This window comes from Bacillus sp. DU-106 (genome assembly GCF_004799705.1).
Lineage (GTDB): Bacteria > Bacillota > Bacilli > Bacillales > Bacillaceae_G > Bacillus_A > Bacillus_A cereus.
Map to the genome: position 1 here is coordinate 857,153 of NZ_CP026607.1, position 17,076 is coordinate 874,228.

Consider the following 17,076-nt stretch of genomic DNA (forward strand, 5'->3'; position numbering starts at 1 on the left):
AATAAAGTTGTAAGATTATAAATGGAAAATAAATGAAAGGGGTGTGCGTAATGATTGTAATCGTAAATGTAATGGGCTTAGCTCTGTTAAATGGCAGAAAACATTCATATCATTACGCAACCCGTACGGATATATAGGGCATCTTTGTCTTATAAGAAGCGTACGTTGCGTATATCGTAACGTACGCTTTTTATGCATTCCTGTGCATATCGTCAAGCGGCGGTATGCTTTTTTTTGTTTATTTTCCCTTGTTTAGTTCCGATAAAAAACTTTGGAAGGTGGAAAAATGTGATGAGATTGTATGGGTTACGAAATGTAAATGTGATAGGTCTGGATAGTGGATAAAGAAATGAGAGGTAAACGAGAACGAGAAGGGAGAGGTTACATTGTTATCAGTATTACTAAAGCTAAAATGGTTTTTTAGGGAGCACTGGAAGAGATATAGTATTGCCATTGGAGCTCTTTTAATTGTGAATATAGTTGAAGTGATTCCCCCGAAAGTGTTAGGGGTTACGATAGATAACATAAAAACAGGAACGTTATCGAACGAAGCTATTATACAGTCTATTCTTATTTTAATAGGGGTTACGATCGTTGGATATGGCCTTACTTTCGTATGGCAACATCAATTGTTTGGCGGTGCATTCGTACTTGAGAAAACGATGCGCTCTAAATTTATGGGGCATTTACTTAAGATGACGCCGACTTTTTATCAAAAAAATCGTACTGGTGATTTAATGGCGAGAGCGACAAATGATTTGAAAGCAATCGCTATGACAGCTGGTTTTGGTATATTAACGCTTGTGGATTCTAGTTTATATATGCTTACGATTGTCTTTATGATGGGGTTTACAATTAGTTGGGAGCTTACATTTGCAGCGCTTATTCCGCTTCCAATTATGGCGTATGCGATGAATATATATGGAAAGAAATTGCATGAAAGATTTACAGTTGCACAAGATGCGTTTGGTGATATGAACGATAAAGTGCTTGAATCAATCGCTGGTGTGCGCGTTATTCGTGCATACGTACAAGAGAATGCAGACGAGGAAAGATTTCATCATTTAGGAGATGACGTCTACGAAAAAAATATGAAGGTAGCAAAGATTGATGCATTATTCCAACCAACTGTGAAAATGCTTGTCGGTCTTAGTTATTTAATCGGCTTAGTGTACGGTGCATACCTTGTGTTCCAGTCAAAGGTGACGCTTGGTGAACTCGTTTCTTTTAACGTGTATTTAGGGATGATGATTTGGCCGATGTTTGCAATTGGGGAATTAATTAATGTTATGCAAAGAGGAAATGCTTCGCTTGACCGTGTGAATGAAACGTTAGCGTATGAGCCAGATGTAAAGAATCCGAAACATCCAAAGCTTGTGCAAGAGCCGGATTATATTCAGTTTGATGATGTGTCTTTCTCATATCCTTCATCAACTGAAGAAAATTTAAAAAAGGTTTCTTTCACATTAAAGCAAGGAGAAACGCTAGGGGTTGTCGGAAAAACAGGAAGCGGGAAAACGACGCTTGTACGTCAGCTTCTTCGCCAATATCCGCTTGGAGATGGAGATATTGCAGTTTCTGATGTGACTTTAGATAAAATGACGAATGAAAATGTACTCGGCTGGATTGGTTATGTACCGCAGGAGCATATTTTGTTCTCAAAAACAGCGCGAGAAAATATTTTATTCGGAAATAGGGAAGCGACTGAAGAAGAACTAGAGAAAGCAATTGAAATTGCTGCGTTTAAAAAGGATTTAGAGTTTTTACCAGAAGGGTTAGAAACGCTCGTTGGAGAGAAAGGTGTTTCTTTATCAGGAGGGCAAAAACAAAGGATCTCGATTGCACGAGCTGTTATTCAAAATCCAGAAATTTTAATTTTGGATGATTCTTTATCAGCTGTAGATGCTCGTACGGAAGCAGCGATCATTGAAAATATAAGAACGGAAAGAAGCGGAAAGACGACGATTATTACGACGCATCGTTTATCTGCAGTGCAACATGCGGATTGGATTCTCGTTATGGATGAAGGCGCAGTTATAGAAGAAGGTACGCATGATCAGCTTATCCAAAAGGGAGGCTGGTATGCTGAGCAGTTTGAAAGACAACAAGGTGAAAGTGAAAGTGCGGATAGTGGGGTGAAAATATGAGCGTTTCAAAACGGTTGTTTCAATACGCGATGAAAGTGAAGGGGACGATTTTTGCTGCGATGTTAATGTTATTTATTTTCGTCATCGCAGAGCTTGCTGGTCCTTTCGTCGCTAAAACGATGATTGACGATCATATCGTCGGGATAGAGAAACCTTGGTATGAAACAGAACAGAGTGAAGATGCTGTTTCGTATAATGGGGCTTTTTATAAGCGAAGTGATCGCTTTGAACAAGGCGAGAAAAAAGGAAAAGAAGTACGCGTAATGCAAGTCGGTTTTCAATATTATTTTGTACCGAATAAAGTAAATGCGGAAGGGTCACGGACTGTAAAAGGGGATATGATTACCGTTCAAAATGGTAAGGCGGTGCAAGTGTATAAAGCGAAAGCATTAACGAAAGAAGAAGTGTTTGCATTTTATAAACCAGAAATAAACCGTCTATTATTACTTGGTGGTGGCTATTTCGCTTTATTAGTAGTCGTGTCATTATTTGCATACGGAAAGCAGTTCTTCTTGCAGAAGGCAGCGAACAAAATTATTCAAATTATGAGGGAAGATGTTTTTTCTCATATTCAAACGTTGCCAATTCGGTACTTTGATCATTTACCGGCGGGGAAAATTGTTTCGCGTGTGACGAATGATACAGAGGCCATTCGTGATTTATATGTAACGGTGCTGGCAACATTCGTTTCTAGTATCATCTATATTATTGGGATATTCGCTGCGTTATTTTTATTAGATGTGAAGCTCGCTTCATTATGTTTATTAATTATCCCAATTTTAATTGTTTGGGCGATTCTTTATAGAAAATATGCGTCTGTATACAATCATAAAATGCGCTCTCGCTTATCTGATATTAACGGAACAGTGAATGAATCCATTCAAGGGATGCCAATTATTCAAGCGTTCCGTCAAGAGCGTGAAACGAAAAAAGAATTTGAAGAATTAAATGGCGATTATTTTAAGTATCAAAATAAAATTTTAAATTTAAATGCAGCAACTTCGCATAACTTAGTAGCCGTATTAAGAAATATCGCTTTCACAGGAGTAATTTGGTATTTCGGCGGTGCGTCATTAAGTGCTACAGGTATTATTTCACTTGGGGTACTGTATGCGTTCGTCGATTATTTAACACGATTATTCTCGCCAATTACGAATATGGTGAACCAGCTTGCAAACTTAGAGCAAGCGCGCGTTGCATCAGAACGTGTCTTTGAATTGTTAGAGGAAAAAGGGGAACCGGTAGAAGAAGAACGTATGCCTCGTTTAAAAGGAAATGTAAAATTTGATAATGTATCATTTTCTTATAATGGAAAAGATGAAGTGTTAAAAAATATTTCTTTTGAAGCGAAACAAGGCGAGACAGTGGCACTTGTCGGTCATACTGGATCAGGAAAAAGTTCTATCATGAATGTACTCTTTCAATTTTATGAGTTTGAAAAAGGAAAGCTTACGATTGATGGTCACGATGTAAAAGAGATGCCGAAACAAGCAACCCGTGAACATATGGGAATCGTACTGCAAGACCCGTTTCTTTTTAGCGGGACGGTCGCTTCCAATGTAAGCTTAGAAAATGAAAAAATTTCAAAAGAGCGTATCATAAAAGCATTGCATGATGTTGGTGCTGAAAGATTTGCGAATAATATAAATGAAGAAATTACAGAAAAGGGAAGTACGCTTTCCACTGGAGAACGTCAGCTTATTTCATTTGCTAGGGCGCTTGCTTTTGATCCAGCTATCTTAATTTTAGATGAAGCAACGTCTAGTATTGATACAGAAACAGAGGCGATGATTCAACAAGCACTAGAAGTTGTAAAAAAAGGAAGAACGACATTTATTATCGCTCACCGCCTTTCAACGATTAAAAGCGCAGATCAAATTATTGTGCTCGATAGAGGAACCATTTTAGAAAAAGGCTCTCATGATGAACTCATGAAAAAGCGGGGGCGTTATTACGATATGTATAAAACGCAAATGGAAGGCAATCAGAGTGCTTAATATGCATGGAGGAGAACTTGTGATTTTCACAAGTTCTTTTTTATTGATGAACATGTCGACTCTTTAGCGAATTACGACAGTTAAATAAGAAGTATTGTTTTACCTTTTTCTCCATAAATGCTATATTAAAAAATGTTACTTATTTTTTGTATGTAGCGTTATTTTTCCCTTTTGTTTGATTATGAAGAAAAAGGATAAACTAAATAAGAACATTTTCATTGAAAAATTGTTCAAGATTGCATACAATCAATATAGTTTTTAAATTCCTATCAGAATACTTGGAGGATTACTATCATGAAGAAATTATTTTCAGTGCTTGCAGTAACTACATTAGCGATCGGGATTGTAGCCGGCTGCGGTAAAGAAGAGAAAAAAGATACAGCTAGTCAAGACGCGTTACAAAAGATTAAACAAAGCGGTGAACTTGTAATTGGTACAGAAGGTACATATCCACCATTTACGTTCCACGATTCAAGCAATAAATTAACTGGATTCGATGTTGAATTAGCAGAAGAAGTTGCAAAACGTTTAGGTGTAAAACCTGTATTTAAAGAAACACAATGGGATAGCTTACTTGCTGGCCTAGATGCAAAACGTTTCGATATGGTTGCAAACGAAGTTGGTATTCGTGAAGATCGTCAAAAGAAATACGATTTCTCTAAACCATACATTTCATCTTCAGCGGCATTAGTTATCGCAAAAGATAAAGATAAGCCTGCTACATTTGCTGATGTAAAAGGGTTAAAAGGAGCACAATCTTTAACGAGTAACTATGCAGATATTGCTAAGAAAAACGGTGCAGAAATCGAAGGTGTAGAAGGATTTAGCCAAGCGGCAGAATTATTAGCTTCAGGACGCGTTGATTTTACAATTAATGATAAGTTATCAGTATTAAATTATTTAGAAACGAAAAAAGATGCAAAAATTAAAATTGTAGATACAGAAAAAGAAGCTTCACAAAGTGGATTCTTATTCCGTAAAGGTAGCGATAAGCTTGTACAAGAAGTAGATAAAGCGTTAGAAGATATGAAAAAAGACGGTACGTATGACAAAATAACGAAAAAATGGTTCGGTGAAAATGTATCTAAGTAGTGCATTAGTTTCAGATCGATTGTCTACTTGGATAGATATTATGCAGACTTCCTTCATGCCTATGCTGAAGGAAGCTGTTTTTACAACAATTCCATTAACGCTTATTACATTTATTATCGGTCTTATACTTGCGACGTTAACAGCGCTCGCACGTATTTCAGGTAGTCGTATTTTACAATGGATTGCTCGTATCTATGTATCTATCATTCGCGGAACACCACTTCTTGTACAGTTATTTATTATTTTCTATGGTCTTCCAACTCTTAATATTGAAGTTGAGCCATATACAGCAGCAGTTGTTGGATTTTCATTAAATGTCGGTGCATATGCATCTGAAATTATTCGTGCTTCTATCCTTTCCATTCCGAAAGGGCAGTGGGAAGCAGCTTATACAATTGGGATGACATATCCACAAGCATTAAAACGTGTTATTTTACCACAAGCAACGCGCGTATCAATCCCGCCGCTTTCAAATACATTTATTAGCTTAGTGAAGGATACTTCATTAGCATCGTTAATTTTAGTAACAGAAATGTTCCGAAAAGCGCAGGAAATTGCGGCGATGAACTACGAGTTTTTAATTGTTTATTTTGAAGCAGGTCTTATTTACTGGGTTATTTGTTTCTTATTATCAATCGTACAACAGATGTTAGAAAAGCGTTCAGAACGCTATACATTAAAATAATCCTTTTACAAAAGGAGTTTTTGTTTTTATGATTTCAATTCAGCACTTACAAAAAAGTTTCGGAGATAATACCGTACTAAAGCATATAGATTTAACAGTTGAGAAGGGCGAGGTTGTTGTTATTATTGGGCCGTCTGGATCTGGTAAAACGACATTCTTACGTTGTCTCAATGTATTAGAAACGCCAAACGCTGGTAATATTCGTATCGGTAATAAAGAGCTTAACTTCTCTCAAAAAGTAACGAAGAAAGATATTGTTAATCTTCGTACGCAAACAGGTATGGTATTCCAGCACCATAATTTATTCCCGCATTTAACAGCACTTCAAAATGTAATGGAAGGGCTCGTTACAGTGAAAAAGATGGGGAAAGAAGAAGCGAAGAAAAAAGCAAACTATTTCCTTGAAAAAGTTGGTTTAGCAGATAAAGTGGATTTATATCCGTTCCAATTATCAGGCGGACAACAACAGCGCGTTGGAATTGCGCGCGCACTTGCGATGGAGCCGGAAGTGTTACTATTTGATGAGCCGACGTCAGCGCTTGATCCTGAACTCGTTCAAGAAGTTCTGAAAGTAATGAAAGAACTTGCTAAAGAGGGCATGACGATGGTTATTGTAACGCACGAAATGCGTTTTGCACATCAAATTGCGAACCGTGTTATTTTCATGGATGGTGGTGTCGTTGTCGAACAAGGTACACCAGAAGAAGTATTTACAAATCCAAAAGAAGAACGCACGAAGAAGTTTTTACAAATGTTGCAATAAATTAAGGAAGGTCTCAAGGCATATGCCTTGAGACCTTTTTGCCATATATATTTATTTGTGGAATCCGCCAAGGCTTTGCTCAGCCATTGCAACTAGACGTTTTGTGATTTCTCCACCAACTGAACCGTTAGCGCGAGCCGTAGAATCTGCTCCTAATTGTACACCAAATTCTTGAGCGATTTCGTACTTCATTTGATCGATTGCAGCTGTTGCACCTGGTACTACTAATTGATTTGAAGAATTTTGGTTTGCCATAGGAATATATCCTCCTTAGAGTTATAAAAGTTTTTTTGGTTGGACTAGCTGGAGTTGAACCAGATTATCGCCCCGGTTGGCGCTAATCCATCGGTAATTAAGTTTGTACTCATAGTATGGATGTTACCTAGAAAGATATACAAAATAATAATTTGTAAATTTTGTCAAAAAAACGTATTGATTTCGTAAATTATGAAATAAGAGTAATCGTTGTATTTTTAAGAAAACAGGCCAAACTAAGGGTGATATTAAATATAATTTTTTCATTGTAGCCTGCTACTTGTAGGCTAATTATTAGCTTCTTATTTATGATTTATTGAAATAAAAATGAAATCGGTAGCAACTTCATAGTTCTATTTTTAAGTAGGGATGGAGTGGGCGCTCCTATGTCTGGATAGGTTGCTCTCTTCACTCTAAAAAAGAGAGGCTTATAAACGATAACGTATGGAGGAATCATGATGGGAATTTGCCCGCTTTGCAACGCATTAGAATCACAAACATATTCTTGTCAAAATTGCCAAAGTATACTCCAAGATTATGGGAAGTCTGTAGATTACATAGACGATTATAGTGCCTATATGGATCAAGAATTATTAAGTGCAGTAGATGGTTTAACGCATAATAATTCAAATGAATATTGCAATCATATTTTTTATTGCAGAGTATGTAACGTGGAAACTGAGGTTGTAGTAAAACTTGTGTAAATAGAAAACTTCCACCTTATTATCTAGGTGGAAGTTTTTGTTTTTGTATTTGTGAGTGAATCATAGGAGAAGGGATATGTTCGGTGTTTGATGAAGCCCCTGATTTTATTTGAGACATTTTTTCTTTTGTATCACGTAAAGAATGTTCAGTTAAGTAGACGGCATATTCGTAAAATAACTGGCGCGTCAGTTCACTTTGCTCTTTTAATTTTTTATCTTGGAATACAGTTCGCCCAGGTTTAGAGTTGGCTTCAAAGAGCCACGGATTTTCCTTTGTGTCTAAACCGATATCAAAACCGATTTCTCCAATATTTCCAGTTACTTGTTCATCGAGCGCGTAACTTATTTGTAAGGCAGTATGTTTTAATTTATTTTCAATTTGAACTTGTTTCGTTGAATCTGGAAAAAGCTCTTGTAATAATTTTGTATCACCGCCACTATTTACGTGCGTTGTTAAACTGCCTTTGCCGGCGATTTTGGCGACGATTGCACTAACTATCCAATTACCGAAATGGTTTTTATTTGTATGAATGCGGAAATCAACAGGTTGCCCATCGAAGCGAAGTAACGAAATACCTTGCTGTACGATAAACTTTTTTAAATCATGTCCTTTTAATACGTGGTTTAGAAGCGTTTCTAATGATTGATACTTTCTCAGTTTATTTTCTTCATTTTCGCGATAACGACAGTAGTAGCAATTCTCTGTTTGAGAATAAAATATTTGATGAATATTTCTACCAAAGCTCCCGTGTATTGGTTTCATGTACACTGATTTATACGTGCCAAGAAACCGTTCTACTTGTTCAAAATGCTGAAATGCTTCTGTATTTGGTAATAAGGGTTTAATTGATTCGTCTTTCGTAAGAAGTTGATGAACTTCCCATTTATTGAAAAAACCTGGGTTAAACCATGGAATGCAGTAGTCTTGTTCTAATTTTCTTTTTGCCCTGACAATTGGTTTATAATTTTCCGCTTGCCGATTCGGTAAGCGATCGTAAATGACATTTGGTAAAGGGACTTTTTTCTTTATCCATTGTTTCTCTTGAAAGAAATATCCTTCAATCGTTTCTTCTTCCCAGTGTATATGTTGAACCCCAAAGACGAATACGAACGGTCGTAATGAGAATGGTGGTGTTAACAACTCACTCAGAGCAATTGAACGATTTCCTAAAGGGGTAGAAGAATCATCGTTAAAGCCAGTTGTAAAAATGCCAATCAATGGTCCGAAAATAATTGTTTGGTTTTGTGTGAATGCATGAATAGTAGTTGATTGAGGCAGTAAAAGTTTTTCGGCAATATGTTTTCCGATAATAATTTCGCGAGTAAAGGAATAATGAATTTTCACCTCTTCACTTGCAATGTGACGTATACCGAAGGATAGGGATGTAATAGGTGGTGTAATAGAAAAAACGTAAGGTAAAGTAATGCTATTTGGATGTTCATCTGAAATGTTTAATGTATATATATGTTCTTTCAAAATAGGTTTACCTCCTTTCATTATGGTGTAAAGCGACTGAATTTAAGTGGTCCGTGAAATATCTTTTCAGCTAATGAATCACTATGACGAATGTATTGTTCGTAAGGAGGAATCGTGTTGACATACATAAGCCAAATTGCGCCTTTTTGATCCATAATTGTGGAAAGTTCTAGTTCGAATAATGAAGAATAAGACTGATCTAGTGTTTGGAATACTTCATTTATAATGTCGTGTAAAGCGTCTTGCAATAGTTGCACACCTGTACTAGATAGTACGTATTTAATTTTTGAAAATGAATGCAATGAATCATCGTCTGTTGCTGAAGGTAAAAGCTGATTAGGAAATGAACTTTTTTGTATAAATTGACCTATAACATTCCAAGTTTGTTCTTTGTTTTTTTGCAAAATAGTTCGAATGTGGAGTGGGTATGTTAATTGATTTGGTGGTTGTAGCATGGTATGCACTATGTAGCGTGATGAACGTATGTTAGATTTACACCAAGATATAAATTCATCTGTCCGCTTGATTGAAAGAGAAGTATGGTATTTTTCATTTACTGTATCGATATGAAACGTTTTATTTTTGTAAGCGACTCGATATAAGTTGTCTTTAGAATGTATATTAGTGGGGCGTATAATAATATCTTTAGATTTTAACAAAAGTTTGAAAATGTTTTGTATCGTTGCCACTTCAAATTTGGGTATATAAGGAGACAGTTTTTTATTAGTAAGAAATAAATCATGTAGTTCACTTAAGTTAATAAGTGTGTTATTTAAAAAGGTAGTGGAAGGACGGTTGTGCAAAGAGTGAATAATTGATTTTGCTTTTTCAAAGTCTGTTTCCTCGTGAAAAGAATAACGATCATATATATAAGAAGGAATAGGGAATGTTTGCTCTTTCCATTTTCCTGTATCTGTATCGTAAATAAGACCAGAAACAAGGTCTGTTTTAGAATCAATACAAAATGGCGTAAACTGGGCAACGACATTATGATAAAGCCGAGCGCGTTTAGCGATTTCGGTGTAATACGTTTGCTCATAATGAAGTTTAGAAGTTAAAAGGCCGAGAACCAACGAAATCACTCCTTTACTACTATTTGCATAATAGGCGAAGCTATATATTGCAAATACGTTTTTATACCATTATACTTTTGTCCGTATGATGATATGCTATAGTTTTGGAGAAGTGAAAGGTTGATTGTAATGAATATATGGTTAAATATGTTAACGACGACAGGACTCGGAGCAATTATTGGGGGATACACGAATCATTTAGCGATAAAAATGTTATTTCGTCCTCATCGTCCTATTTATATCGGAAAGTTTCAAGTTCCATTTACACCAGGGTTAATTCCGAAGCGTCGTGATGAACTTGCTGTTCAATTAGGAAAAATGGTTGTAGAACATTTGTTAACACCAGAAGGAATTGGAAAAAAGCTAACAAATGAAGAGTTTCAAAAAGGTTTAATTCACTGGGCGCAAGTGGAAGTGGATAAAGTAATTACGAATGAACAATCACTGCGACATATGTTAGAAAAATGGAATGTAGCGTATGTAGAAGAAGAAGCGACTCGAAAAATCGAACATGTTATTACAGAAAAAATTCATGCATTTTTAGCAGAGTATTATACATATACATGGGAACAGGCTTTACCTCATTCTGTAAATGAAAAAGTAGAGAATGCGATTCCGAATGTCTCGGCGTTTATTTTAGAGCGAGGAATTAGCTTTTTTGAAAGTGAAGAAGGGAAAGCACGTCTTTCAAAAATGATTGATGATTTCTTTGCTTCTCGCGGAACGCTACTTAACTTAGTCGGAATGTTTTTAGGAAATGTAAGTGTTGTGGATCGTGTGCAGCCAGAAGTTATTAAGTTTTTAGGGCAAGATGCTACAAAGCAGCTTTTAACTGACGTACTACAAAAAGAGTGGGAAAAGTTAAAAGGAAGAGATGTAAAAGAATTAGAAGCATTTGTAGAGAAAGAAATGATTGTAAGCTCCGTGCTGTCAGCAGTTAAAGTAGAGGAAACAGTGAGTAAGTTTTTAAATCAATCTGTTCAGCAAGTATGTGAACCAGTTCGAGAAACAATTATTGAAAAAGTGGTTCCAAGTGCAGTAACGAAAGGCTTAAAGTGGGGAACAGAAAATGTAGAGAGTATACTAAATAATCTACACCTTGCGGAAATTGTCCAGCAAGAAGTGTCTACATTCTCAACAGAAAGATTAGAAGACTTAGTTCTGTCTATTACGAAAAACGAATTGAAAATGATTACGTATTTAGGAGCGTTATTAGGCGGAATGATCGGGCTCGTACAAGGATTGTTACTATTGTTTCTTGGATAATAAGGTGAGTACATAGAAATAAAAGTGAAATTTCTTCACATCTCTTGCATAGTTTGATATGGTAAGAAGAGGTGCGTATGTAAATGCACGTAAAAGGCAGTGCGAGTGAAAAGCGCTAGCCTTCTAAAGGAGGAAAAATAAAATGACAAAGAACATTCATGATGTTGCATATGAATTACAAAAAGCAATCGCTGAAAACGAAGACTTCAAAACTTTAAAAGAGAGCTACGCAGCAGTTCAAGCTGACACAGCTTCAAAGAACTTATTCGATGAGTTCCGTACAATGCAACTTAGCCTACAACAGAAAATGATGCAAGGCCAAGAAATCACTGAAGAAGACAACCAACAAGCACAAGAAGTTGTAGCTCGCATTCAACAAGATGCTAAAATTACAAAATTAATGGAAACTGAGCAACGCCTAAACGTTGTAATCGGTGACGTTAACAAAATTATCATGAAGCCACTTGAAGAATTATATAGCGCGCAACAACAAGCGTAATAGTGGAAGACGCTCCTAGTTTAGGAGTGTCTTTTTTGTTTAGGGAATTTAATAGTTATACCACAAAAACTCCCTTTCAAAATAGCCATTTCTTATTGGTTATTTTGAAAGGGATATGTAACACATCTGTTAATTTTTTTTATTGCTGTTAATTGAAGTTTTAATATTTTTTTCGTTCAAAAACGTTTCAATCTCTTTTTGTTTCCTCCCATTTATTTTCTCAAGGCGTTTTGTAAAAGAAAAATTGGCTTTGAATAAGTTACCATCTTGGGTGAGTTTGTCTAATTCTTGATCTAGCTCTACGAAAATATCCGTAGATGATGACATAAATGCATAGATTTCTTTTGAAGGTTTTTTATAATCAGTAGGTAAATTATTATTACTAATAAACTCATGGAAATTCATATCGTTTTGTTTCGCTAAATCAATTAGTTTTTGTAAATTTTCTTGGTCAGATTCTGTGAAATTCTTATCAGAATTTGTTGAAGCGAGAGGGATAATATTTTCAGATAACTCCCAACTATAATCTATATAATTTTTTATATTTTGTTTCATTTCGTCTTCATTAATAGTTTTGTTTTTCTTTGAGGAACTAAATATATTTTCTGGAACTTTAATAGCAACATCTTTAATAGATTGTATATCGTTTTCTTCCTTAGGTTGTGCACTGTTTGAACAAGCTGATAGAAATAAAAGAGTAAGTAGCATGAGTGAATATAAAGTATATTTCTTCACTTTAATCTCCTTTTACATTCATTAGTGTCTTTGTAAAATAGCAATATTCCATTTCAAATACTTTACTAAAAGTGCATATAGATGTTTTACCATTTGATAAGATATGACGGATATGAGTAAACCGACGCAAAAAGCGATGAACACATTATAAACATCGGAATAACTGATTTGATGAAACCCTTTAAAGAATCCTAATCCTATTAATAAGATAGGTGAAATAATTAATAATGGTGTAGCAATGATAAGTGCTAGAAGAATCGGTAATAAAAAGAGTAGTACGAAAAAGGCGATAAAGATAAAGGCAAAGTTTAAAACACTTAAGCTCATAACAGAAAAAAGTGCAATTATCATATTTTTGAAGCTTCGTTTACTGTCAGCATTGCTTATTGCATAGGAAACAGTAAGTTCTTTAGCAATGGTTTTAGGATTTCCTAGCTTTTTAGAAATTTCCTCTTCAGATATTCCATCTTGTTTACCACTAATAAAATGAGTTTCGTACTCCGAGATAATATCCTCCTTTTCTGAATTAGGCATATTCCGTAGGGAAGAACTAAGTTGTTCTAAAAATTCACTCTTGTTCATAACGATCACTTTCCTTTATAAAATGATGAATTATGGCTGAAAATCCTATCTTTTTTCTAAGCAGCACACACAATCTATATCTACTTTTTGAAAGGAGATATACTAATCGTGAATAAAATTACAAATAATGGGTATTCCATTATTTACAAATATATCACTTACTATTATTCTTTGCAAGGTACTATAAATTTGTTAATAATGTGAATAGGTAGAAGTATTTTTGTACATTTTTAGAAGAGATATAAAAATGTTATTTTAAGATAAACAAAAGGTTGTAAGCGCATTCTTTAAAACTTGTCAAAATAATGTCGAATTCATATTGTTGGAAAAATAATGCATTTGTAATATAATGATAAATGATACTTCACCAGCTTAATTAACTAGGTGAAATTAAAATCTTTATTACACACATTATGAAATAAAGGGTGATTAGTTTTGAGTACAGGTGTAAAAGCAAACGACGTGAAGACAAAAACAAAGGGAGCAGATCTTGTTGTTGATTGTTTAATTAAACAAGGTGTTACACATGTTTTCGGTATTCCAGGAGCAAAGATTGACTCTGTATTTGATGTATTGCAAGAAAGAGGACCAGAGTTAATCGTTTGTCGTCATGAACAAAATGCAGCATTTATGGCAGCTGCTATTGGTAGATTAACAGGGAAACCGGGCGTATGTCTTGTAACTTCAGGACCAGGGACATCAAATTTAGCGACAGGTCTTGTTACTGCGAATGCGGAGAGTGATCCCGTTGTTGCTTTAGCTGGTGCAGTACCGCGTACGGATCGATTAAAACGTACGCATCAATCTATGGATAATGCTGCACTATTCGAACCAATCACAAAATATAGCGTAGAAGTAGAGCATCCTGATAATGTGCCAGAAGCACTTAGTAATGCATTTCGAAGTGCGACTTCCACAAATCCGGGAGCTACTTTAGTAAGTCTTCCGCAAGATGTTATGACTGCGGAAACAACTGTAGAGTCTATCGGTGCGCTTTCTAAGCCACAGCTTGGAATCGCTCCCACACATGATATTACATATGTAGTAGAAAAAATAAAATCAGCGAAATTACCAGTTATTTTACTCGGTATGAGAGCGAGCACAAATGAAGTGACGAAAGCTGTTCGTAAATTAATTGCGGATACAGAACTTCCTGTCGTTGAAACATATCAAGCAGCTGGTGCGATTTCACGTGAGTTAGAAGATCATTTCTTCGGCCGCGTTGGATTATTCCGTAACCAACCAGGTGATATTTTACTAGAAGAAGCAGACCTTGTGATTTCTATCGGTTATGATCCAATCGAGTATGATCCAAAGTTCTGGAATAAACTTGGCGACAGAACGATTATTCATCTTGACGACCATCAAGCAGATATCGACCATGATTACCAACCAGAGCGTGAATTAATTGGTGATATTGCCTTAACGGTAAATAGCATCGCGGAGAAATTACCGAAACTTGTATTAAGTACGAAATCAGAAGCGGTATTAGAACGATTACGCGCAAAATTATCAGAACAAGCAGAAGTTCCAAATCGTCCTTCAGAAGGTGTTACGCATCCACTTCAAGTGATTCGTACACTTCGTTCTTTAATTAGTGACGATACAACTGTTACATGTGACATCGGTTCCCATTCTATTTGGATGGCGAGATGTTTCCGTTCTTATGAACCACGTAGATTATTATTTAGTAACGGCATGCAAACGTTAGGTGTTGCACTTCCTTGGGCAATCGCAGCTACTTTAGTAGAACCAGGTAAAAAAGTAGTTTCCGTATCAGGTGACGGTGGTTTCTTATTCTCAGCGATGGAGTTAGAAACGGCGGTACGTTTAAATTCTCCAATCGTCCATCTTGTTTGGAGAGACGGCACATATGATATGGTTGCATTCCAACAAATGATGAAATACGGCAGAACATCAGCTACAGAGTTTGGCGATGTTGATCTTGTGAAATATGCGGAAAGTTTCGGGGCGTTAGGTCTTCGTGTTAACACGCCTGATGAATTAGAAGGTGTGTTAAAATCCGCGCTAGCAGCAGATGGTCCTGTCATTATTGATATTCCAATTGACTATCGTGACAACATTAAATTAAGCGAAAAATTATTACCAAACCAATTAAACTAATGGAGGCAGATTTGAGATGACTGTTGCGCAATTAATTGATATTGATGCGAAAAAAACGAAAACGAGTAATGAAGTATATCAAACATCTACAATGCTTGCGCTATTAGATGGTATATATGATGGTGTAATTAGCTTTGAAGATTTGAAAAAACATGGTGATTTCGGCATCGGCACATTTGATCAATTAGATGGTGAAATGATTGCATTTGATAATGAATTTTATCATTTACGTTCAGACGGTTCAGCGGAAAAAGTAGAGCCAGAAGAAACAACGCCATTTGCGACTGTAACGTTTTTTGAAAAAGAAATGAGTTATACGGTAGAGCGTCCGATGAATCGTGAAGAAGTTGAAGCGTTATTACATGAATTAATGCCAAGTAAAAACTTGTTTTACGGTATTCGAATGGACGGTACGTTCCGTGAAGTAAGGACGAGAACTGTTCCAAGGCAAGAAAAACCGTATACACCGCTCGTTGAAGTGACGAAATCACAACCAATCTTTTCATTTGAAAATACAGAAGGTACGCTTGCTGGATTTTGGACACCAGATTATGCGCAAGGTATTGGGGTAGCTGGATTCCACTTACATTACATTGATGATGAAAGAAGCGGGGGCGGACATGTTTTCGACTATGTTATAGAAAACTGTACCATCCAAATTTGTCAAAAAGCTCATATGCATTTAGCACTTCCAGAAACAGCTGATTTTATGGCGGCTGCATTATCAAGAGAAAATTTAGAGGATAATATTGCAACTGCGGAAGGTGCAGAGTAAGAGGGAAAGACTGTTCCATTTTGGAACAGTCTTCTTTTATTCGTAATGTTATTATTTGTCGATAAATCTATATTTCTTGTCGAACCGTTGATATATTGTAAGTTACGATAGATATATTTGAAAAATCGTGGATATATTGTAAGTTACGATAGATATATTCGAAAAATCGTTGATATATTGTAAGTTACGATAGATATATTTGAAAAATTGTTGATATCGCTTATTTTTTTGAAACAAACGGATGTCCCTCATAATAAAAACGCCACGGATAGTGTACAGCTTCTTCTGCATAGTCGATATTAATACGAGGTCCTGCTGTTATTTTATATTGTGATGATATGTGTTCTTCTTTTGGAACTAATTCAATATGTAACGTATCACTTTGTAACGATACACCGCGTTCTTTTAAAGTGATGCCAAGTGCACGGCATAGTTTGCCAGGACCGTTCGTTAAATTTTTGTACTGCGCTTTTGTAATTTCGGTCTTATTGTAGCGCGCTAGTTTTATTTCTTCTATTCCATCTACCGGTTCAAGAGCTCGAATGAGAACACCTTGTGGGGTGCCCACTGGCGCTGTAATAACGTTAAAGCAATGATACATACCGTAAATTAAATATACGTAAGCATGCCCTGGTGCACCAAACATAACTTCTGTGCGATCTGTCCGTCTGCCTCCATAACTATGTGCGGCCTTATCATCTGGGCCTTTATATGCTTCTACTTCTACAATGATTCCGCTTCGCTTTATTCCGTCTACAATATGAACAAGTTTTTGCCCGAGTAATTTTTTTGCGACTTCTAACGTATCGCCTTCATAAAAAGAAGGAGGTGCCTGCATTGTACTATCTCCTTTGCTAAGTGTATATGTATATAGTAAACCAAATTTTCAGTAGTAATTCTAA

Annotated in this window: 16 protein-coding genes; 10 read left to right on the forward strand and 6 right to left on the reverse strand. The window is 36.0% G+C overall.

Going from position 1 to position 17,076, the window contains the following annotated elements; genetic code table 11:
* The first annotated feature begins 386 nt into the window (after positions 1 to 386).
* The 5 genes from C3Y97_RS04510 (at position 387) to C3Y97_RS04535 (ending at position 6,684) form a co-directional block, all read left to right on the forward strand.
* Positions 387 to 2,147 (forward strand): ABC transporter ATP-binding protein, encoded by a 1,761-nt coding sequence (locus tag C3Y97_RS04510; protein WP_000953783.1) that lies wholly within the window; start codon positions 387 to 389, stop codon positions 2,145 to 2,147.
* A complete protein-coding gene (locus tag C3Y97_RS04515; protein ID WP_000116641.1) occupies positions 2,144 to 4,144 on the forward strand; it encodes an ABC transporter ATP-binding protein in 2,001 nt (666 codons plus the stop codon). The genes C3Y97_RS04510 and C3Y97_RS04515 overlap by 4 nt, the downstream gene beginning before the upstream one ends.
* 294 nt (positions 4,145 to 4,438) lie before the next feature.
* A complete protein-coding gene (locus tag C3Y97_RS04525; RefSeq protein ID WP_000732840.1) occupies positions 4,439 to 5,236 on the forward strand; it encodes an amino acid ABC transporter substrate-binding protein in 798 nt (265 codons plus the stop codon).
* Positions 5,223 to 5,921, forward strand: a complete 699-nt coding sequence (locus C3Y97_RS04530; protein WP_000281501.1) for an amino acid ABC transporter permease — start codon at positions 5,223 to 5,225, stop codon at positions 5,919 to 5,921. Before C3Y97_RS04525 ends, C3Y97_RS04530 begins: the two co-directional genes overlap by 14 nt.
* A gap of 28 nt (positions 5,922 to 5,949) precedes the next feature.
* Positions 5,950 to 6,684 (forward strand): amino acid ABC transporter ATP-binding protein, encoded by a 735-nt coding sequence (locus tag C3Y97_RS04535; protein ID WP_000623610.1) that lies wholly within the window; start codon positions 5,950 to 5,952, stop codon positions 6,682 to 6,684.
* A gap of 51 nt (positions 6,685 to 6,735) precedes the next feature.
* Here the strand turns inward: C3Y97_RS04535 and sasP are convergent, their stop codons facing one another.
* Positions 6,736 to 6,939 (reverse strand): small acid-soluble spore protein, SasP family, encoded by a 204-nt coding sequence (gene sasP, locus C3Y97_RS04540; RefSeq protein ID WP_000013338.1) that lies wholly within the window; start codon positions 6,937 to 6,939, stop codon positions 6,736 to 6,738.
* A gap of 458 nt (positions 6,940 to 7,397) precedes the next feature.
* On the opposite strand from sasP, the gene C3Y97_RS04545 reads away from it, so the two are divergent.
* Positions 7,398 to 7,643 (forward strand): hypothetical protein, encoded by a 246-nt coding sequence (locus C3Y97_RS04545; RefSeq protein WP_000510476.1) that lies wholly within the window; start codon positions 7,398 to 7,400, stop codon positions 7,641 to 7,643.
* A 19-nt stretch (positions 7,644 to 7,662) separates the two neighbouring features.
* Here C3Y97_RS04545 and C3Y97_RS04550 read toward each other — a convergent pair whose 3' ends face one another.
* Positions 7,663 to 9,120: a YheC/YheD family endospore coat-associated protein gene (locus tag C3Y97_RS04550; protein WP_000658103.1), complete on the reverse strand. Its 1,458-nt coding sequence runs from the start codon at positions 9,118 to 9,120 to the stop codon at positions 7,663 to 7,665.
* A gap of 20 nt (positions 9,121 to 9,140) precedes the next feature.
* Positions 9,141 to 10,193 carry a YheC/YheD family endospore coat-associated protein gene (locus C3Y97_RS04555; protein WP_000242825.1) on the reverse strand — a complete coding sequence of 351 codons (1,053 nt, stop codon included), beginning with the start codon at positions 10,191 to 10,193 and terminating at the stop codon, positions 9,141 to 9,143.
* A 129-nt stretch (positions 10,194 to 10,322) separates the two neighbouring features.
* On the opposite strand from C3Y97_RS04555, the gene C3Y97_RS04560 reads away from it, so the two are divergent.
* Positions 10,323 to 11,459, forward strand: coding sequence for a DUF445 domain-containing protein (locus C3Y97_RS04560; RefSeq protein ID WP_136363067.1), 1,137 nt, complete (start codon positions 10,323 to 10,325; stop codon positions 11,457 to 11,459).
* 142 nt (positions 11,460 to 11,601) lie between these two features.
* Complete coding sequence (locus C3Y97_RS04565; protein WP_000164614.1) at positions 11,602 to 11,958, forward strand: YlbF/YmcA family competence regulator; 357 nt, start codon at positions 11,602 to 11,604, stop codon at positions 11,956 to 11,958.
* Between the two features lie 129 nt (positions 11,959 to 12,087).
* On the opposite strand, the gene C3Y97_RS04570 is transcribed toward C3Y97_RS04565, so the two are convergent.
* Both C3Y97_RS04570 and C3Y97_RS04575 read right to left on the reverse strand, forming a co-directional pair.
* Positions 12,088 to 12,693 carry an NDxxF motif lipoprotein gene (locus tag C3Y97_RS04570; RefSeq protein WP_136363069.1) on the reverse strand — a complete coding sequence of 202 codons (606 nt, stop codon included), beginning with the start codon at positions 12,691 to 12,693 and terminating at the stop codon, positions 12,088 to 12,090.
* A gap of 21 nt (positions 12,694 to 12,714) precedes the next feature.
* Entirely contained in the window at positions 12,715 to 13,275 is a 561-nt protein-coding gene (locus C3Y97_RS04575; protein WP_001042974.1) for an HAAS signaling domain-containing protein, read from the reverse strand.
* 435 nt (positions 13,276 to 13,710) lie between these two features.
* On the opposite strand from C3Y97_RS04575, the gene alsS reads away from it, so the two are divergent.
* Both alsS and alsD read left to right on the forward strand, forming a co-directional pair.
* A complete protein-coding gene (alsS, locus tag C3Y97_RS04580; RefSeq protein WP_071740651.1) occupies positions 13,711 to 15,399 on the forward strand; it encodes an acetolactate synthase AlsS in 1,689 nt (562 codons plus the stop codon).
* Positions 15,400 to 15,415: 16 nt separating this feature from the next.
* Complete coding sequence (gene alsD, locus C3Y97_RS04585; RefSeq protein WP_000215022.1) at positions 15,416 to 16,174, forward strand: alpha-acetolactate decarboxylase; 759 nt, start codon at positions 15,416 to 15,418, stop codon at positions 16,172 to 16,174.
* Between the two features lie 220 nt (positions 16,175 to 16,394).
* Here alsD and C3Y97_RS04595 read toward each other — a convergent pair whose 3' ends face one another.
* The gene (locus C3Y97_RS04595; RefSeq protein WP_001148797.1) at positions 16,395 to 17,012 is read right to left on the reverse strand and encodes a DNA-3-methyladenine glycosylase; all 618 of its coding nucleotides are present in this window, start codon (positions 17,010 to 17,012) and stop codon (positions 16,395 to 16,397) included.
* Positions 17,013 to 17,076: the final 64 nt, after the last annotated feature.